The 18,711-nt window shown below is 70.1% G+C and carries 16 protein-coding genes; 9 read left to right on the forward strand and 7 right to left on the reverse strand.

Translation table 11 applies throughout. The annotated features are described in order from the left end of the window. The first annotated feature begins 176 nt into the window (after positions 1-176). The 7 genes from C4V41_RS04300 to C4V41_RS04330 are packed head-to-tail and all read left to right on the forward strand — an operon-like array spanning position 177 to position 9,176. On the forward strand, positions 177-2,537 hold the full coding sequence (locus tag C4V41_RS04300; protein WP_103954368.1) for a beta-xylosidase/alpha-l-arabinosidase: 2,361 nt from the start codon (positions 177-179) through the stop codon (positions 2,535-2,537). Then, on the forward strand, positions 2,534-3,520 hold the full coding sequence (locus C4V41_RS04305; RefSeq protein ID WP_103954369.1) for an ABC transporter permease: 987 nt from the start codon (positions 2,534-2,536) through the stop codon (positions 3,518-3,520). The genes C4V41_RS04300 and C4V41_RS04305 overlap by 4 nt, the downstream gene beginning before the upstream one ends. Next, on the forward strand, positions 3,514-4,392 hold the full coding sequence (locus tag C4V41_RS04310; protein WP_103954370.1) for a carbohydrate ABC transporter permease: 879 nt from the start codon (positions 3,514-3,516) through the stop codon (positions 4,390-4,392). The genes C4V41_RS04305 and C4V41_RS04310 overlap by 7 nt, the downstream gene beginning before the upstream one ends. A gap of 38 nt (positions 4,393-4,430) precedes the next feature. After that, positions 4,431-6,065 carry an ABC transporter substrate-binding protein gene (locus C4V41_RS04315; RefSeq protein WP_103954371.1) on the forward strand — a complete coding sequence of 545 codons (1,635 nt, stop codon included), beginning with the start codon at positions 4,431-4,433 and terminating at the stop codon, positions 6,063-6,065. 56 nt (positions 6,066-6,121) lie between these two features. Further along, positions 6,122-6,502, forward strand: a complete 381-nt coding sequence (locus C4V41_RS04320; RefSeq protein WP_200823732.1) for a hypothetical protein — start codon at positions 6,122-6,124, stop codon at positions 6,500-6,502. After that, the gene (locus C4V41_RS04325; protein WP_103954372.1) at positions 6,499-7,185 is read left to right on the forward strand and encodes a DUF624 domain-containing protein; all 687 of its coding nucleotides are present in this window, start codon (positions 6,499-6,501) and stop codon (positions 7,183-7,185) included. Before C4V41_RS04320 ends, C4V41_RS04325 begins: the two co-directional genes overlap by 4 nt. 17 nt (positions 7,186-7,202) lie before the next feature. Continuing rightward, complete coding sequence (locus tag C4V41_RS04330) at positions 7,203-9,176, forward strand: alpha-glucuronidase (RefSeq protein ID WP_235029894.1); 1,974 nt, start codon at positions 7,203-7,205, stop codon at positions 9,174-9,176. 25 nt (positions 9,177-9,201) lie between these two features. Here C4V41_RS04330 and C4V41_RS04335 read toward each other — a convergent pair whose 3' ends face one another. The 5 genes from C4V41_RS04335 to C4V41_RS04350 all read right to left on the reverse strand — a co-directional run bounded on the left by C4V41_RS04335 (position 9,202) and on the right by C4V41_RS04350 (position 12,967). Beyond that, complete coding sequence (locus C4V41_RS04335; protein WP_103954373.1) at positions 9,202-10,350, reverse strand: beta-1,3-glucanase family protein; 1,149 nt, start codon at positions 10,348-10,350, stop codon at positions 9,202-9,204. 86 nt (positions 10,351-10,436) lie between these two features. Then, on the reverse strand, positions 10,437-11,072 hold the full coding sequence (locus tag C4V41_RS04340; protein ID WP_268808524.1) for a response regulator: 636 nt from the start codon (positions 11,070-11,072) through the stop codon (positions 10,437-10,439). Next, the gene (locus C4V41_RS04345) at positions 11,069-12,178 is read right to left on the reverse strand and encodes a sensor histidine kinase (protein WP_235029895.1); all 1,110 of its coding nucleotides are present in this window, start codon (positions 12,176-12,178) and stop codon (positions 11,069-11,071) included. The genes C4V41_RS04340 and C4V41_RS04345 overlap by 4 nt, the downstream gene beginning before the upstream one ends. A 3-nt stretch (positions 12,179-12,181) precedes the next feature. After that, entirely contained in the window at positions 12,182-12,355 is a 174-nt protein-coding gene (locus tag C4V41_RS62745) for a hypothetical protein (RefSeq protein WP_200823733.1), read from the reverse strand. A gap of 69 nt (positions 12,356-12,424) precedes the next feature. Further along, the gene (locus C4V41_RS04350; RefSeq protein WP_103954374.1) at positions 12,425-12,967 is read right to left on the reverse strand and encodes a flagellar biosynthesis protein FlhF; all 543 of its coding nucleotides are present in this window, start codon (positions 12,965-12,967) and stop codon (positions 12,425-12,427) included. 292 nt (positions 12,968-13,259) lie between these two features. On the opposite strand from C4V41_RS04350, the gene C4V41_RS04355 reads away from it, so the two are divergent. Both C4V41_RS04355 and C4V41_RS04360 read left to right on the forward strand, forming a co-directional pair. Beyond that, positions 13,260-14,258, forward strand: a complete 999-nt coding sequence (locus tag C4V41_RS04355) for a LacI family DNA-binding transcriptional regulator (protein ID WP_103954375.1) — start codon at positions 13,260-13,262, stop codon at positions 14,256-14,258. Positions 14,259-14,411: 153 nt separating this feature from the next. After that, on the forward strand, positions 14,412-14,960 hold the full coding sequence (locus C4V41_RS04360; protein ID WP_103954376.1) for an isochorismatase family protein: 549 nt from the start codon (positions 14,412-14,414) through the stop codon (positions 14,958-14,960). Positions 14,961-15,011: 51 nt separating this feature from the next. Here the strand turns inward: C4V41_RS04360 and C4V41_RS04365 are convergent, their stop codons facing one another. Then, positions 15,012-16,241, reverse strand: coding sequence for a pyridoxal-dependent decarboxylase (locus C4V41_RS04365; RefSeq protein ID WP_160150162.1), 1,230 nt, complete (start codon positions 16,239-16,241; stop codon positions 15,012-15,014). A gap of 467 nt (positions 16,242-16,708) precedes the next feature. Further along, positions 16,709-18,640, reverse strand: coding sequence for a primary-amine oxidase (locus C4V41_RS04370; RefSeq protein WP_103954378.1), 1,932 nt, complete (start codon positions 18,638-18,640; stop codon positions 16,709-16,711). Positions 18,641-18,711 lie beyond the last annotated feature (71 nt).

Consider the following 18,711-nt stretch of genomic DNA (forward strand, 5'->3'; position numbering starts at 1 on the left):
ATGGCGCCTGGGCCTGAATCGGTAATACGAACGTGACCTGCAGGGCTTATCCGAAACCTAGCAGTTGGCACGACTCTTGACACGCCTCATCAAGGCCCTTATGTTGCCGCAATATTAAACAGATTTGTATGAAACTTTCGGCGTGGGACGACGCCGTCAGCGGGCGAAGGGATGGCATGAGGGGCCAGGTACCAATCGACACAGGCTCGGCGTCCGGCGAGAGCGAACCCTGGCGGGATGCCCGGTCGTCGCCTGCCGAGCGGGCCGAGGCGCTCATCCCGCTGATGACCCTCGAAGAGAAGATCGCCCAGCTCGTGGGGGTCTGGGTCGGCGCCGACGCGTCGGGCGGCGGGGTCGCCCCGCACCAGACCGACATGGGCACCGGGCCCGAGTGGGGCGACGCCATCCGGCAGGGCCTCGGGCAGCTCACGCGGCCGTTCGGGACCGCGCCGGTCGATCCCGTCGCCGGTGCGCGGTCGCTGGCCGCGTCCCAGGCCGAGATCGTGGCGGCCAGCCGGTTCGGGATCCCGGCCCAGGTGCACGAGGAGTGCCTGACCGGGTTCGCGGCCTGGCGGGCGACCGTGTATCCGGCACCGTTGAGCTGGGGCGCCTCCTTCGACCCCGAGCTGATCGAGGAGATGGCCGGCCGGATCGGCCGGTCCATGCGCGCGGCGGGCATCCACCAGGGCCTGGCGCCGGTGGTGGACGTCACCAGGGACTACCGCTGGGGGCGTACCGAGGAGACGATCGGCGAGGACCCGTACCTGGTCGGGACGCTCGGAGCGGCGTACGTGCGCGGCCTTGAGGGCGCGGGCCTCGTCGCCACGCTGAAGCACTTCGCCGGATACTCCGCCTCGCGCGGCGGCCGCAACCTCGCCCCCGTGCCGATGGGCCGGCGGGAGCTGGCCGACGTCATCCTGCCGCCGTTCGAGATGGCGCTGCGCCTGGGCGGCGCCCGGTCGGTGATGCACTCGTACGCCGAGATCGACGGTGTTCCGGTGGCGGCCGACGAGAGCCTGCTGACCGGATTGCTGCGGGACGAATGGGGCTTCTCCGGCACTCTGGTCGCCGACTACTTCGCGGTCCGGTTCCTGGAGCGCCTGCACAAGGTGGCGGCCGACGCGGGCGAGGCGGCCGGGCTGGCGCTGCGGGCCGGGATCGACGTCGAGCTGCCGACGGTGGACACGTTCGGCGCCCCGCTCATCGAGGCGGTCAAGGCCGGCACGGTGGACGAGGTGCTGATCGACCGCGCCCTGCGCCGCGTCCTGACCCAGAAGGCCGAGCAGGGCCTGCTCGACCCGGACTGGCGGCCGCTCCCCGGCCCGGCCGAAGAGGTGCGGCTCGACGACGAAGGCAGCCAGGAGGTCGCCCTCCGGCTGGCGCGCGAGTCCATCGTGCTGCTGCGCAACATCGGCGGCATCCTGCCACTGGCCCCCGGCCGCCGGGTGGCGCTCGTGGGCCCGGTCGCCGACGACCCGATGGCGATGCTGGGCTGCTACGCCTTCCCCGCGCACGTGGGCCCGCACCCCGAGCACGGGCTCGGGCTGGACCTGCCGACGCTGCGCGAGGCGCTCGGCCGGCTGGTCCCGGACCTGGCGTACGCGCCGGGCTGCGGCATCACCGGCGACGACACCTCCGGCTTCGCGGCGGCGGTCGAGCTGGCCGCCGGGAGCGACGTGTGCGTGCTCGCCGTCGGCGACCGGGCCGGGCTGTTCGGGCGCGGCACCTCGGGCGAGGGCTGCGACGCCGCCGACCTGCGGCTGCCGGGCGTGCAGGCCGAGCTGGTCCAGGCGGTGCTCGCCACCGGCACCCCCGTGGTGCTGGTGCTGTTGGCCGGCCGCCCGTACGCGCTCGGCGACGACATGGACGCCGCCAAGGCCGTCGTGTACGGCTTCTTCCCCGGCCAGCGCGGCGGCCAGGCGCTGGCTGAGGTGCTCACCGGCGTGGTGAACCCGTCGGGGCGCCTGCCGGTCAGCGTGCTCCGCGACGCCGCCGGCCTGCCCGCGACGTACCTGGCGCCACCGCTCGGCCGCCGTACGGACGTGTCGTCCGTCGACCCGACGCCCGCCTACCCGTTCGGGCACGGCCTGAGCTACACCACGTTCGCGTGGGAGGACGCCCGCCTGGACGGCCCGGCCGACTGGCCGGTCGACGGCGAGGTGAGCGCCGGGATCACGGTGCGCAACACCGGGGAGCGGGCCGGCGCGGAGATCGTCCAGCTCTACCTGCACGACCCGGTCGCGCAGGTGACGCGGCCGGTGGTCAGGCTGATCGGCTACGCCCGCGTCCCGCTGGAGGCGGGGGAGTCCGCGCGCGTGACCTTCACCGTCCCGGCCGACGTCACCTCGTTCACCGGGACGCACGGCCGGCGCGTCGTCGAGCCCGGCGACGTCGAGCTGCGGTTCGGGCGCTCCAGCGCGGAGGCGGCGGCGAGCCTGCCGCTGCGCCTGGTCGGCCCCGAGCGCGAGGTCGGACACCAGCGGCGGCTGCAGGCGCCGGCGCACATCGACCGCAACTCACCGGAGGGCCGAGGATGACCACATCCAAGACGCTGAGCCCGGCCACGCGGGACGTACGCGAGAAGAAGCCCGGTCGCGGGCGGCGCGCGCGTCACAGCGGCGGCTCCTGGCGTAACGCGATCCGCCGCGACTGGCAGCTCTACTCGCTGGCGATCCTGCCGCTGCTGTTCTTCGCGATCTTCCGGTACGCGCCCATGATCGGCAACATCATCGCCTTCCGGAAGTTCGAGCCCGGCGGCAGCCTCTTCGGTGAAGAGTGGGTGGGCCTGCGTTACGTGAAGATGTTCCTGAACGACCCGACGTTCTGGAACGTGTTCACCAACACGCTCGTCCTCGGGGCGCTGACCCTGCTGTTCTGCTTCCCGCTGCCGATCGTGCTGGCGCTGCTGCTCAACGAGGTGCGCAGCGTGCGGCTGAAGCGGTTCCTGCAGTCGGTGTCCTACCTGCCGCACTTCCTGTCGATGGTCATCGTGGCCGGCATCGTCATGCAGATGTTGTCGATCGACGGGCCGATCAACCAGATGGTGAAGGCGTTCGGCGGCGAGCCGACCGCGTTCATGCAGAAGCCGGACTGGTTCCGGACGATCTTCGTCTCGTCGGAGGTCTGGCAGACCGTCGGCTGGGGCACCATCCTCTACCTGGCCGCGCTGACGACCATCAACGAGCAGCTCTACGAGGCGGCCCGGATGGACGGCGCCGGCCGCTGGCGGCAGATCTGGCACGTCACCCTGCCGGGCATCCGGCCGACGGCGATCACGCTGCTGGTGCTCAACATCGGCACGTTCATGGCCGTGGGCTTCGAGAAGGTTCTGCTGCTGTACAACCCGCTGACCTATCCGACCGCCGACGTCATCTCGACATACCTGTACCGCATGGGCGTGGAGTCCAGCAACCTGAGCTACGCCGCCGCGATCGGCCTGTTCGAGGCCCTGATCGGTGTCGTGCTGATCCTGTCGGCGAACCTGATCTCCCGTCGCACAGTAGGGACGAGCCTGTGGTAGCGATCGCCAAGAGCCGTGGCCGCCGGGTGTTCCAGGTGGTCAACGCCGTCATCCTGACCGGCGTCGTGATCGTGACGCTCTACCCCTTCATCAACATCATCGCCCGCTCCTTCAGCCAGGAGCGCTACATCATCAGCGGGCAGGTCAACCTCATCCCGCGCGGGTTCAACCTCACGACCTACCGGATCGTGGTGTCGGACCCGATGTTCTGGACGAACTACGGCAACACCGTCCTCTACACCGTCGTCGCCACCGCGATCTCGATGCTGCTGACGACGTGTTACGCGTACGTGCTGTCCAAGAAACACCTCAGGGGCCGTACGTTCCTGATCTGGATCGCCGTCTTCACCATGATCTTCTCCGGCGGCCTGATCCCCCAGTACGTGCTGGTCAACGGCATCGGACTGACGAACTCCATCTGGGCCATCGTCCTGCCCAACGCCATCAGCGTCTTCAACCTCCTGGTCATGAAGGCGTTCTTCGAGGGCCTGCCGCAGGAGCTGGAGGAGGCCGCCGCCATCGACGGCCTGAACACCTACGGCATCCTGTGGAAGGTCGTGCTGCCGCTGTCGAAGGCGGTCATCGCCACGATGGTGCTGTTCTACGCGGTCTCGTTCTGGAACTCGTGGTTCACCGCGTTCCTCTACCTGAACGACACGGACCTGTTCCCGGTGACCATCTACCTGCGCAACCTCATCGCCGGAGCCACCGGCGCCGAGTCGGCGGGCGCCGTCACCTCCGAGGTGACGCAGGCCGCCGCGAACATCCAGTCAGTGACGATCATGCTCACCGTGCTGCCCATCCTCGCGGTCTACCCCTTCGTCCAGAGGTTCTTCGTCTCCGGGGTCATGCTCGGCGCGGTCAAGGGTTAGTCCTCTCCCCCCCAACGCCCTCACCAGAAGGAAATCCCATGCGTGAACTCTCACGACGTCAGGCGCTGCTCGGTCTGGGTGCGCTCACCCTGACGCTCGCCGGCTGCGGCGAGGACGAGGCGCCGAAGAAGGCCGCCGACGTGTCCGCGAACAAGGCGGGCGCGATGGCGAGCTACGGCGTCAACCAGCAGTTCAAGGCCACCGAGCCGGTCTCGTTCGACGCGCTCTACAACAACCACCCGTTCTACCCGCACAAGGACGACTGGCTGTTCTGGCAGGAGCTGACCAAGCGCACCAACGTGACGCTCAAGGCCGTGACGGTGCCGCTCAGCGACTACGAGAAGAAGCGCGGCCTGCTGGTGGGCTCGGGACAGGCGCCGCTCATCATCCCGAAGACCTACCACCCGGCCGAGGAGGCGTTCGTGGCCTCCGGCGCCATCCTGCCGGTCAGCGACTACCTCGACCTGATGCCGAACTTCAAGGACAAGGTCGCCAAGTGGAAGCTGGAGCCCGAGCTGGACACGCTGCGCCAGTCGGACGGCCGCTTCTACCTGCTGCCCGGCCTGCACCAGGAGATCTGGGTCGACTACTCCCTCGCGATCAGGACCGACATCCTGGAGAAGCTCAAGCTGGAGGTCCCCACGACCTGGGACGAGCTCTACACCGTGCTCAAGGCGATGAAGGCCGAGTATCCCGACCAGTATCCGATGACCGACCGCTGGGGCGTCCCCACCCCCGGCGGCAACCTGATCAAGATCGTCGCCCAGGCGTTCGGCAGCAAGGGCGGCTGGGAGTACCAGCACGCGACCTGGGACGCGGCCGCCGGGAAGTTCGCCTACACCGGCGCCATGCCGCAGTACAAGCAGATGATCGAATATCTGCACAAGCTGGTGAAGGAGAAGCTGCTCGACCCGGAGAGCTTCACCCAGCAGGACGACCAGGCCAAGCAGAAGTTCGTCTCCGGCAAGTCCTTCGTGATCAGCACCAACGCGCAGACGCTGATCAACGACTACCGGGCCTCGCTCACCGAGAACAACCCGGACGCCAAGATCGCCAAGATCCCGGTGCCCATGGGCCCGGTCGGCGACTTCAAGATCGGTACGCGCCTCGAGAACGGCGTCATGATCTCCAAGAAGGCGCTGGAGAACAAGAACTTCGTGGCCATGATGCAGTTCGTGGACTGGCTCTGGTACTCCGACGCGGGCGAGGAGTTCGCCAAGTGGGGCGTCGAGGGCACGACGTTCACCAAGGAAGGCGCGAAGTACAAGCTGGCCAAGGACATCGACTTCGTCGGCCTCAACCCGGGCGTCCCCAAGCACCTGCAGAAGGACTTCGGCTTCTCCAACGGCGTGTTCGCCTACGGCGGCACCACCGAGCTGCTCAACTCCACCTTCTCGGAGGAGGAGCTGGAGTTCCAGAAGGTGATGAACGCCAGGAAGCCGTGGCCGGTGGAGCCGCCGCACCCGTTCAACGACGAGGAGCGCGAGCAGGGCACGCTGTGGGAGACGCCGCTCAAGGACTACGTCACCCAGAACACGCTCAAGTTCATCCTCGGCGAGCGCGACATCAGCGAGTGGGACGCCTACGTCAAGGAGCTGGAGGGCAAGAACATGACCTCCTACCTGAACCTGGTCAACACCGCCTACGAGCGGTTCAAGAAGGACCACGGCTGACCCCGTCGCGGCCCGTACCCGAAGGACGAAGATGCGACGGCACCGGGCGGGTCACGGTGCTGGCGTGGGCTCCGGTGGACGTCACGGGCGGGGAGCCGGTGAGCGGGCACACCGTGCGGCTGTCGGTGCCGCTCGCCGGGGCATCGGCGTTCATGCTGCGGTCGTCGGTGAGCGAGGAGCTGGGCAACGCCTGGCGGGCCTGGTGCGAGCTGGGCCGCCCGCGCTCTCCGCGCCCGAGGGAGCTGGATATCCTCCGGGAGGCGGCCGAGCCGGTCCGCCGTCACCGCGCGCTGCCGGTCGCCGGCGGCCGGGCCGAGCTCGACCTGACGCTCGACCGGCACGAGGTGACGCTGGTCGAGCTCACGCCGGTGACGGACGAGACCCCGCCCTGGTGGGACGACAACCGCATGCTCGGGCTTGGGGAAGGTAAGCGATGAGTGACGTGACGACCGGGCGGCGCTTCGGGACGGGACCGCTCTCGCGGGCCGCCGCGCTGATCTACACGCTGCTGACCGTGGAGCTCCTGCTGCTGGTCACCACCCTGCCGGGGCTGGCCGGGCTGGTGCTGCTCGATTGGCACGCCAGCAATGTGCCGCTGGCCGCGCTCTGCCTGGTCCCGCTCGGCCCCGCCCTGTCGGCCGCCGTGTACGCGCTGCGCCACCGCCGCAGGGAGCTGATCGAGCTGAAGCCCGCGGTCGCGTTCTGGCGCGGGTACAAGGCCAACGCCGCCGGCGCGCTGAAGATCTGGGTCCCGTGGCTGGCCGGGATGACCATCATCGGGACGAACCTGGGCAACTTCGCCGCCGCGGGTGTGCCGGGCTGGTGGGCGGTGCTGCTGGTGCTGGTGGCGGCGATGGCCACGCTGTGGGTGCTCAACGCGCTGGTGATCACCTCGCTGTTCGCGTTCCGGGCGGTGGACGTGGCCCGGCTGGCCGCGTACTCGCTGGGCCGCTTTCCCGGCGCCACCCTGGCCAACGCGTGCCTGCTGATCGTGGCGGGCGGCGTCACGCTGGTCGCGTCCGAGGCCGTGCCCACCCTGCTGGCCTCCGCGCTCGCGGCGGTGCTCCTGTGGAACGCCCGCCCGATGATCGCCGAGGTCGAGCAGCGGTTCACCGCCTGATTCCCGAGGAGCCCCCTGTGACCATCCCTGAACTCGACGACGTCCATCCGGCCTGGCTGCCCCCCGAGGCGTTCCGCGCGGTCGGCTCGCGCCGCACGCTCGTGGCCGGCGACGGGACGCTCGCCGACACCGTGCGGGCCGAGGTCGCGCACGCGTGCGCCCGCCACGGCGGCGCCCTCGACGGCCCCCATGACCTCGTGATCACCCTGTCCCCGCAGGAAGGGCTCGGCGACGAGGACTTCGTGCTCTCCCGGCAGGACGGTGTCACCACGGTCGCCGCCGGCGGTCAGGCCGGGCTGCTGTACGGGTTCTTCGCCGTGGTCAGGCTCGGCGAGGCGGCGTTCGAAGGGGAACGGGCGGCCGAGCACCATCGCCCCGCCCTGCGCCGGCGCATGCTCGACCACTGGGACAACATCGACGTGCACCCCGTGATGGGCCAGGTCGAACGCGGCTACGCGGGCGGGTCGATCTTCTGGCGGGACGGCGTCCCGCACGACGATCTCACCCGGGTGCGGGCCTACGGACGGCTGCTGGCCGCGAGCGGCGTCAACGCGGTCGCGATCAACAACGTCAACGTGCACGCCACCGAGGCCCGCCTGCTGACCGACCGGCTCGGCGAGGTCGCCGCGATCGCCGGGGCGCTGCGCCCGTACGGGATCCGCGTGCACCTGTCGGTCAACTTCGCCTCCCCCATCGCGCTCGGCGGGCTGCCGACCGCCGATCCGCTCGACGCGGGCGTGCGGGAGTGGTGGGCGCGGACGACCGAGCGGGTGTACGCGGCCATCCCGGACTTCGGCGGTTACGTGGTCAAGGCCGACTCGGAGGGGCAGCCGGGGCCGTTCGCGTACGGGCGCAGCCATGCCGACGGCGCCAACACGCTGGCCGACGCGCTGGCGCCGTACGAGGGGGTCGTGCACTGGCGGGCCTTCGTCTACGACCACCGCCAGGACTGGCGCGACCGCTCCACCGACCGCGCCCGCGCGGCCCACGACCACTTCGCGCCGCTCGACGGCCGGTTCCGCGACAACGCGATCCTGCAGGTCAAGTACGGTCCCATGGACTTCCAGGTGCGTGAGCCGGTCTCGCCGGTGATCGCGGCCATGCCGGGCACCCGGCTGGCGGTGGAGTTCCAGGTGACCCAGGAGTACACCGGCCAGCAGCGGCACGTCTGCTACCTGGGCCCGCTCTGGAGCGAGGTGCTCGGCTTCCGGCCCTGGGGCCCGGACGGGGCCACCGTCGCCGGTCTGGCGGTGAACGGCGGCCTGGTCGCGGTCTCCAACGTGGGCGACGACCCGTACTGGACCGGGCATCCGCTCGCGCAGGCCAACCTGTACGCGTTCGGCCGCCTCGCCTGGGCGCCGGACCTGGACCCGGGGGCCGTGCTCGACGAGTGGATCGGGCTGACGTTCGCGGCCACCGGCGACCGGGAGCCGCTGCGGCGCGCGCTGCGCGAGCTGATGGACGGATCCTGGCACACCTACGAGCGCTACACGGCGCCGCTCGGCGTCGGCTTCATGGTCCGCCCCGGCCACCATTACGGGCCCGACGTGGACGGCTACGAGTACACGCCGTGGGGCACCTACCACTTCGCCGACCGCGACGGCGTGGGCGTGGACCGTACACGCGCCTCCGGCACCGGCTTCACCGGGCAGTACCCGCGGCCGTGGTCGGAGGTGTACGAGTCGCTCGCCGACTGCCCCGACGAGCTGCTGCTGTTCTTCCACCACGTGCCCTACGAGCACGTGCTGCGTGACGGGACCACGGTGATCCAGCACATCTACGACACCCACTTCGCCGGAGCCGAGCAGGCGGCCGGGCTCCGGGAGAAGTGGGAGAAGATCGACGGGCTGGTGGCGCCGGACCTGCACGCCCGGGTGCGCGAACGGCTGGACGAGCAGGTGCGCTCGGCGGAGGAGTGGCGCGACCAGGTCAACACCTATTTCCTGCGCAAGTCAGGCGTTCCGGACGCCCACGGCCGCCGCATCCACTGAGCGGCCGCCAGGCCCGTTTCCCTTCTCAGGGGTTCGCGTTGAACGGGGTGAGCCGCAGGCGGATCGACGTGGGGCCGTGGTCCTGGATGTAGGTGGACTGGTCGGCGACGTCGTCGAAGGGGTAGCCGTACGCCTTGCGGTCGCGGGTGTTCGCGTGCAGCACGCGCGCGTAGTGGTTGGTGACCGACGGGCGGTAGAAGGTCCCGGGGTCGGTCGTCGGCTGGTCCGGGTGGCTGATCAGGGTGCCGCGGTTGAAGCCGGCGCCGAGGATGGCCGCCACCGGCCCCCTCGGCGGCGCGCCCGCGAACAGGGCGCCGTTGCAGAAGAACACGTCCCGCGTGCTCGGCCGCGCGAACGAGCCGACGCCCTTGTCGAACGCGAACTGCCCGCCCAACACCCGCCCCGTGTACGTGACCCCGCCCGCCACCACCCGCATGCTGCTACCGGCGTAGGCGTTCCACACCTGGTTGATGTAGGCGTCGAAGTAGTTACCGGGGAAGATCCCGGCCTCGATGCCGTGGCCGGGGGCGATCACTCGCAGGTTGTCGCCCACGATGAGCGGCCGGAACGTCGGCTCGGCCGCCAGGCCGGCGAAGATCTGGTCGCGGCCGTTCTGGACCAGGGTGCCGGCGGTCTGGGTGGCCTGGCCGACGAGCCGCAGCTCCATCGGGATGCTGAACATGTCGACCATGGTCGTGTTGCAGTACATGCCGGTGGACTCGAAGTTGAACTCCATGAAGTCGTGCAGCACGTTGTAGCTCGGGTCCGAGCGCACCCAGCCGGCCGGGTGCTGGAGCGCGGGCTGGCCGTTGCCGTCGAGAACGACCCGGAACTTGAGCTTCTGGCCCATGGAGACGTACACGCGGCCGGCCATCCACGGCAGCGTGACGCGCGTGTCGCCGCCGGACGCGAGCGGGATGGACAGGTCGGCGTAGCCGTCGGGGCCGTTGAGCGAGAGTGAGACCGGGACCTTGGCGCCGTCGGCGCGGACGTACACCTGCCGGCCGGTCGCCGGGTCGGTGCCGACGACGTAGAGGAAGATCGCGTTGTTGGCGTAGCGGTAGGTGTGGTTGACGACGGTCATGGGGAGCGTCGTGGCGGCCTCGGCGCGCCCTTGGAGCGCCAGGATCGGGGTGGCCGCAGCGCCTGCCAGCAGAGCCCGTCTAGTGATCATCGTTCCACTCCTCAACGTCGGCCGCTGTGCGGGAGAGCGCTCTCTCGCGTATTTCGGTTAAGTTTCTTTCCAGTAATGGGCGGCTGTCAAGGGATCAGCTTGTCCCGGGCGTACCCGGCGGCCTCCGTGCGGTTGCGGACGCCGATCTTGGCGAAGGCGTTGTTGATGTGGGTTTTCACGGTCGTCTCGGCGATGAACAGCCGGGCGCCGATCTCGGCGTTGTTCAGCCCCCGCTCGATCAGCCGCAGCACCTCGACCTCGCGCGCGGTCAGCCCGTCGGGGCAGACCGTCACGGGCTCGGGCGCCTCCCGAGACAGCGCGCCGACCAGCCGCTTGGTGGCCGCGGCCGAGAAGGTGGACTGCCCGGCGGCGGCCGAGCGCAGCGCGGCGGCGATCTCGGCGCGGCCCGCGTCCTTGGTCAGATAGCCGCGCGCCCCCGCCAGCAGCGCGGAGTCCACAGACTTGTCGTCGTCGTACGTGGTCAGCACCACCACGGCCACCTCCGGATGATCCCGGACGATCCGCCGGGTCGCCTCGACGCCGTCCATCACCGGCATGCGCAGGTCCATCAGCACCACGTCGGGGCGGAGCGTGGCCACCAGGCCCAGAGCGTCTTCACCCTGCCCGGCGTCGCCCACGACCTCCACCCCCTCCACCAGCCCCAGCAGCGCGACGAGCCCCTCCCGCATCGCCTGCTGGTCGTCCACCACCAGGACCCTCACTCCGGCACCTCCGCCCGCACCTCCCAGAACTCGCCGCCAGGCCCGGCGTCCAGTGTCCCGCCCGTCAGCGCCACCCGCTCACGCATGCCGGACAGGCCGTATCCGGGCTCACCCGAGGGGGTGGCCGGCTCGGGGAGCGGGTTGCGGACCGCCAGGCGGACGTGGCGGTCGCCGTACGAGAGATCGACCGTGATCGGCCGGCCGGGGGCGTGCCTGGCGGCGTTGGTGAGGGCCTCGCGGGCCGTGCGCAGCAGGCAGACCTCGGCCGCCGGGGTGATCGGGCGGCGCGCGCCCGCCGTCCGCAGCTCGGCCGGGACGTCGTGGTCGCGGCGGTGCTCGGCGACCAGCAGGCCGAGCGCGTCCGGCAGCGGCGGAACGTCCTCGCGCAGCGCGGCCACCGCCGCCCGCGCCTCGATGAGCCCCTCCCTGGCCAGCCCCCGCGAGCGGCGGATGCGCGCCACCGCCCCGTCCACGTCGCCCCGCTCGGTCAGCAGTGCCTCGGCCACGTCGAGCTGCACGCCGAGCGCGCCGAGCGAATGGGCGAGCACGTCGTGCAACTCCCTGGCGATGCGGGCGCGCTCGTCCAGCGCCATGGCCCTGGCCCGGTCGTGCAGGGCGCGGCGGTACTGGCGCCGGTGCAGCGCGAACAGCACCGTACAGACCATGACCGACGCCTGCACCACGAGCGACGCCCGCGACTGCCCGAACCAGAGCATGCTGCCGGTCGTCAGCGCCAGCGCGGCCGCGGTGACGAGGACGATGGCCGTCATGGTCGGGGTCGAGTGCGCCGCGAACAGCAGCAGCATGGCGAACAGGAACACCGTGGACGCCGCCTCGGCCGACCCGGCCGCCGTCGCCGCGGTCAGGGCGCCGGTCGCGAGCAGCGCCACGGCCAGGCGCGAGAAGCGGCCGTCCAGCAGGACGAACGCCAGCCAGCAGGCCATCGCCGCGCCCAGCGCCGCCCACACCAGCGCGGGCACCCGGCCGGGCGCGGCGGTGGCCAGCGACCACGCCAGGACCAGGGTGATCACCACCCTGGTCAGCCGCCCCGTCTCCGGGTCGTCGGCGGCCAGCAGCCGCGTGACCCGCGCCCACACCTCGCGCACGGCTTAGCGGGAGTCTCTCAGCTGGAGAATCATGTCCACCAAGATAAGCCGGAAGGCCAGGAACCCGACGACGACGATCACGGCCACGACGGCGATCGCGAGCAGGAATTTGGCGTTCAACTTTCCCCCATTGGCATCCAGGAGCCGCTGCAGCAGATCGAGTTTCTTGTTGTCCATGGCTGCGACGTTAGGAAGGGGGCGGGGTGGAGCGGCACCACCGAAAGGTGGAGCCGGGGGTGGAGCGTCCTACTTCTGGGAGGCTTTCTTGCCCGGCGGCTCGCGCGTCTGGCCTGGGGGGACGTGCTCGCGGGTGGCGGTGGGCCGGGGCGTCGGGATCACGGTCCTGGCGGGGCGGGGGGTCTTCGACGGCTTGACGCGCGGGGAGGCCGCGGGCGCGACCTGGGACACCTCGCGCCTGGCCGGCTGGTGGCCGGTGATGGTCGGCGTGGCGCGCGTACGGCGCGGCGTGGCGGGGGTGGCGCGCCGGACACGCGCCGGCGGGGTGGTTTCAACGGGCGCGGCCGATGAGGCCGGCCTGGCGGACGGAACCGCGGTGGCGGACGGAACCGCCGTCGGGCCGGTGGGCCGAGGGCTCGGGGCGGCCGCCGGTTGCCTGGTCACGACGTGGCGGCGGTCCGGCGCCGGGAGCGGATGCAGGGTGGGGGAGCCGACGGGGACCCCGCTCAGCGCGGCGGCCAGGGCCAGCAGGACGAGGCCCGCCAGCACGGCGGAGACGCGTAACGCCAGCCCCCGCCGGCGCCGCCGCTCTCTGGCCTGCTCGGTCAGCACGGCGTGCCCGTCCCTGCCGATGCCATGCGATGTCCTCCGGAGGGCGTAGGGGCGAGCGAACCTATCGATCTAGACATGGATGGCCACGCCGGTCAAGCGGATCCGACGAAGATCACCAATGGTGACCCGCCGCGCACGGCCTCCATGGTGAGTGAATCGTTTCGGAACGGCTCGGGTCCGCTGCGCTATGATCACCGTGACGACACGCTCGCGACCTGGAAAAATTCGCCACCCCGCATCTTGACGCCCGGTCAAGTGGCCGCGTGTCGGCGTTCACCTGACACGAGGAACGATGTCGAGCATCAAAGCGGTCGCCAGGCTCGCCGGGGTCTCCGTCGGCACCGTGAGCAACGTGCTCAACCGGCCCGAGATGGTGGCGCCCGACACCCGGCACCGGGTGCAGGAGGCGATCGCGCAGCTCGGCTACGTCCGCAACGGCTCGGCCCGGCAACTGCGGGCGGGGCGGAGCAGGACCATCGGCGTCGTCGCGCTCGACCTGGCCAACCCGTTCTTCATCGACGTGCTGCGCGGCGTCGAGACGGCGGCGCAGCGGTCCGACATCACCGTGATGGTCTTCAACAGCAACAAGGACGCCGCCCGCGAGGCCGGGCTGCTGGAGACGTTCGAGGAGCAGCGCCCGCTGGGCGTGCTGATCACGCCGGTGAACGACACCGGCGAGGAGGAGCGCCTGCGCCGGCTCATCGACCGGGGCATCCCGGTGGTGCGGTTCGACAGCTCGGCCCGGCACAGCCACGGGTGCTCGGTCGCCGTGGACGACGTGCTCGGCGGGCGGCTGGCCGGCCGGCACCTGCGCGAGCGGGGCCACCGGCACATCGCCTTCGCCGGCGGGCCGTTCACCGTGCGGCAGGTGCGGGAGAGGCACGACGGGCTGGCCGCGGTGCTGGAGGCGGGCGACCGGCTGACCGTCATCCCGTTACCCGACCTCACCGTCGCCACCGGCCGCACCGTCGGCGCGGAGATCGCCGGCCTGCCCCCGGGCGAGCGGCCCACCGCGGTCTTCTGCGCCAACGACCTGGTCGCGATCGGGGTGCTGCAGGAGATGACCCTGCGCGGCCTGCGGGTGCCGGCCGACCTGGCGATCATCGGCTACGACGACATCGACTTCGCCGCGGCGGCCGCGGTGCCGCTGTCGTCGATCCGGCAGCCGCGCGAGCAGCTTGGCCAGGTCGCCGCCGTGCTGCTGCTGGAGGAGGCCAACCAGCCCGATGACCACGAGCACCGCCAGGTCATCTTCCAGCCCGACCTGGTGGCCCGCACCTCGACCCTCTGACGGAATAGGGCGACAGGGGTCCGTCAAATTACATTATCACCGGGGCGTCGGGTGTTCTGTTACGTCACTGGTCCGGTGACTATGGCCGTGGGATAATTCCACTGTATTAGCCCGGGCGATGGATAATACGCCCCGACCCCCCGAAGGAGAAGCATGATTGCGCTCCTCGTCGTCGATGTGCAGAAGGAATACTCAGGAAGCGGAGCCCTGCCGGTCGAGAAATTCGATCAGTCGCTCGCCAACATCCGGCGTCTCCTGGAGGCCGCGCGTTCCAGTGACGTCGCCACGGTCGTGCACATTCGCCACATCAGCCGCGTTCCAGGGGACCAGAGTTTCGACGCGGGCAGCCCGGGGATCGACTTCGTCGACAGTGCGCGCCCCGAGCCGGGGGAATTAGTCCTCACCAAGCACTATATCGGGTCGTTCTCTAATCCGGATCTCGACAGATTCCTGCGCGGCCAGTCGGTGGATCGCATTGTGATCTGCGGATACACATCGTTCATCTGCTGCGACACGACCGCGCGCGAGGCCGTACAGCTCGGCTACAAAGTGCATTTCGTGGAGGACGCGATCAGTGAATTCAGTCTCGGCGAAATCAGTGCCGCGGAGCTGCACCGGATCGTCACCGCCGTCCAGGGGGCGGTGTTCTCCACGGTGACCTCCACCGACGACGCGGTAGCCCTCCTGGCGGGCAAGACGTAACGGCGGCGGAGGAGGCGGCGGCGCGTCTCCAGCGCGCCGCCGCCACCGCTCTTACTGAACGGGGACCACCCTGATCGCCGGGTGGTTCTCCGTGTTCAGGTACAACCGCTCCTTCTTGCCCTCCTGTTCGAGCTCGACCACCAGCCGATACCGGTAGAGCCCCGGCTTGGCGGTGCTCAGCACCGTGCCCGCCCAGTAGTAGTAGACGGGGGTGAACGGGTCGCGCATGCGGTCGGGCGCCCCGTAGATCTTGAGCTCGATACAGACCTTCTTCTCGGCCACGTCCTCCTCGTCACCGACCTCGGTGTCCAGGAAGACGATGTTGTTGATCTTGGGCATGGGCGGCCACGTGCCGTCCCGACGCCGCTCCATGTCGATCGGCCGGATGATCCAGTTGAGGACCTGGCCCTGCTTGCAGACCGTCTCCAGCGCGGAGGTGCCCTGTCCCGAGCCGGTGTAGCTGTTGTCCACCATGTACATGGCGCCGGCCGAGGCCACCAGGCAGAACACCCGCAACCCCCGGCCCTCGGCCGCCTCCAGCGCCGGCCGGACCCGGTTCATGTCGATCTGCTGCGCGTGGTTCAGCGGCAGCCGGACGATCTGGGCCTCACCGATGCCCATCACCCCGGCGGTACGCGTGACGCTGTAGTGCACGTCGTCCCCGACCGCGATGGCGGGCCGCTCCTGGCCGAGGAAGGCCGCGCTGCCCTCCGACCAGAAGCCGGGGAACTTGTCGTTCCTGGCCGCCAGCATGGCGGTCAGGTTGGCCAGCGAGCCTCCCGACGTGGTCACCATCGCGAAGGTGCCGGGCGGCCAGCCGATGAAGCGGTTGAGCTCGTCGGCCATGATCTTCTCCACCACGTTGGGGAGCTGGCCGGCCTCATAGAACGACGACGGCTGGTTGACCACCGAGCTCACGAAGTCGATGACGCCGGCGAGCGGCACGGTGCTGGAGAACTGCCGCCCCATGTAGCCGGGCGACTGCACCTGGATGCCGGTCTTGACGTACAGGTCGATGATGGCGCCGAGCTTCTCCTCGTCGTAGCCCGCGATGTTCTCCTGTTCCGTCGTCATCAGGGCCCTGGCCGCCCGGGACAGCGCCGAGGGCTCGGTCAGGGCCAGTCCTTTGATCGAGAGGTCGGCCAGGTGTTTCTCCAGCTTGGCCACGGTTGTCTCGGAGCTCTCCCGGAACAGCCCTACGTCGAACGCTTTGAGCGGTAACCCGCCTCGTTCGGTGGGAAAGGAAGACGGCTCCGGCTCCTGCGGCCGAGAATTCGTCAAGGCAGCCTCCGTTGAATGTTTAACCTGACTTTCGCGCATGGCGACCTGGCCCCCGGAGTCAGGCTGATTTGGCCCACCGTTTTCCAAAGATGATTGAAAAAGGCGGTTAATGGCCGGCTAACAGCCGCGGAACGCACGCGACCATGGAAAAGGGTTCCTCCATTTCCCCCGGGCGGAGGTCCGGGCGGTACAGCAGGGAAGTTTCCACATCCTTACCGTGACCCGGCCGGTTGAGCGGGGGAGGCCGGCATATGCAAATAAGCCGGATCAAAACATGGATCTGAGGCCAAATCAATAGCCCTCGGATGGCCTGGGCAGGCCAACATAATGGCCGGTCCGCATATCCGGACGAACATGTATCCATACACGGAGGGGTGGGTGAATCGCCGGTCAGTGCGGGCCGAAATAGTTCGCCGCGCTTTGGCCGGGTGTTTTATCGGCGGTTTCGGTCAATTCTGAGTAACCGCTCAACCACCGTGACCGTCGCTCGCCGGCACGTCGAGCGTGGGATTTCGGTCGAAGAAACCGACCGGCTTGAGCTTGAAACCGGTGTGGTCGACCGGCATGATCGGCCAGTCTTCCGGCCGGGGAAAGTGCGTGAGCCCGAAGGTGTGCCAGACGACGATGGAGTTGCCGTCGATATCGCGGTCGCCGGCGGTGAAGGCGGGAAGTCCCGCGCCGCCGGGATGCTGGTTGACGAAGTCGCCCGCCGGATAGCGCTCGGCCGGGTCGTACGCCGTCACCCACAGATGCCGGGTGGCGAACGCCGCCCGCGCGGCGATCGACGACCCGGGATCGGCCAGCAGCACCGGCTTTCCCTCGGGATACAGCGTGTATCCGACCGGCTGCCCCAGCGCGTTGCGCGAGGCCGGGTTGCTGATGTGCCAGACCCGGCCGGCCCCCGCGTCGGCGGTGCGCTGCGCCTGGCTCTCGCTGGTCAGCGGCGTGCGCCGGTAGGTGAAGGCGTTGCCGCGCGGATTGTCCGGCCCCATCGGCACCCGGGCCACCTCGACCTCCTCGACCCGGTTGGCCGGCCCGTCCAGCGCCATGTCCAGCCGGGCGCAGAACAGGTGCTGGTGGTAGGGCGCGCCCAGGCTCGGAGCGACCTCGCTCGCGTACGGCTGCTCGCCACCCGGATGGGCGGAGGTGAACAGCATGCCGGTGGCCTTGGCCTCGAACTCGATGGTGCCGTCGAGGTAGAGGTACCAGAAGAAGCCGTAGTCGTAGTTGCCGACCGTGGTGAAGAAGGACAGCACCAGGCGGCGGTCGCGGCGGGTCTCGGCGGAGTTCGTCCACAGGTCGCTGTGCTTCCACAGGATGCCGTGGTCCTCCTCGTGCACGCAGACCGCGTTCGTGATGGTCCTGGGGGCGCCGTGCTCGTCGGCGAGGACGGCGTCGAGGTAGGTGATGGCGCCCACGCAGTCGCAGCCGGGCTCGAGCGGGTTGGCGTACTGGCCGACGAGGTATTCGCCGGTGTCGAAGTAGTTCTGCCAGGAGCGCACCGGCGACGGGTCGGCGTAGGGCACGACCATCTCGGCGATCGAGGCGCGGTGCACGATCGACCGGTTACGGCCCCGCCGCCCGTTCACCTTGTCGCGATCGTGGAAGGTGACCTGGTGCAGCACCAGCCCCTCGCGGGCGTCGAAGCCCACCCGCAGCGACCAGTTCTCCCAGCTCAGCAGGTTGCCCTCCAGGGTGAACGAGGGGCCGTCCGGCTGGCTGATGACGATCGGCCGCTGCGTCGTGCGCGGGGCGCCGGCGACGGCGGCGTCGTCGTAGTTCGCCGACCCGCCCGGGATCGCGACCGGGCCGAAGTCGAAGACCCGGTCCACGGACCGGTTGAGGACGTCGACGTAGGCGACCAGGCCGTCCACCGGATGCGCCCAGGCGTGGTCCTTGTCGTGCTCCTGCACGAAGGCCAGGCCGCGCAGCAGGCGGCGGCCGGTCTCGCCCGGGTACTCGGCGGCGTACACGCCCGCCGACAGCGGGGCCACCCGGACCCGCGTCACGTCCAGGCCCCGGTTCTTGAGCGCGGCCACCCACCGCTCGTCGGTGGCCAGCACCTCCTCGACCACCCCGAACTCGGAGTCCAGCACGGGCAGCTGGCCGTCCGTCGCGGCGTCGAGCACGCGGTCGGAGTCGACCAGCTCGCGGGTGATCGAGACGACCACGTCATGGGACGGCCCGCCGGCCGTGTCGAGCAGCATGACCCGCACCCGGCGGTCGATCGGGTCCCCGGGCGCGTACGAGAGCAGCATCTCCTTCACCGGCTCCTCCAGGCCGGTGTACGCGAACCGGGTCGTGTCCCCGACCAGTCCGGCGGCGGCCAGCACGGTGCGCGCGGTCGTGATCTCGCCCGGCGTCAACGGGTCGAGCGGGTGCGGCGTGGTGGCGGTCATGGCCCCTCCTTCGACGAGCGTCTCGGATCCGTGCGTGCGCGGGGAGCCGCCCACCGCCCCACCGGCGGGCA

The sequence above is a fragment of the Nonomuraea solani genome, from assembly GCF_900108335.1.
Lineage (GTDB): Bacteria > Actinomycetota > Actinomycetes > Streptosporangiales > Streptosporangiaceae > Nonomuraea > Nonomuraea solani.

Bases quoted from the DNA above. Each gene is read 5' to 3' on its own strand.
- C4V41_RS04335 (WP_103954373.1), bottom strand. From the start codon at position 10,350: ATGATCACTAGACGGGCTCTGCTGGCAGGCGCTGCGGCCACCCCGATC.
- C4V41_RS04360 (WP_103954376.1), top strand. From the start codon at position 14,412: ATGATTGCGCTCCTCGTCGTCGATGTGCAGAAGGAATACTCAGGAAGC.
- C4V41_RS62745 (WP_200823733.1), bottom strand. From the start codon at position 12,355: ATGGACAACAAGAAACTCGATCTGCTGCAGCGGCTCCTGGATGCCAAT.
- C4V41_RS04300 (WP_103954368.1), top strand. From the start codon at position 177: ATGAGGGGCCAGGTACCAATCGACACAGGCTCGGCGTCCGGCGAGAGC.
- C4V41_RS04370 (WP_103954378.1), bottom strand. From the start codon at position 18,640: ATGACCGCCACCACGCCGCACCCGCTCGACCCGTTGACGCCGGGCGAG.
- C4V41_RS04355 (WP_103954375.1), top strand. From the start codon at position 13,260: ATGTCGAGCATCAAAGCGGTCGCCAGGCTCGCCGGGGTCTCCGTCGGC.
- C4V41_RS04315 (WP_103954371.1), top strand. From the start codon at position 4,431: ATGCGTGAACTCTCACGACGTCAGGCGCTGCTCGGTCTGGGTGCGCTC.
- C4V41_RS04325 (WP_103954372.1), top strand. From the start codon at position 6,499: ATGAGTGACGTGACGACCGGGCGGCGCTTCGGGACGGGACCGCTCTCG.
- C4V41_RS04305 (WP_103954369.1), top strand. From the start codon at position 2,534: ATGACCACATCCAAGACGCTGAGCCCGGCCACGCGGGACGTACGCGAG.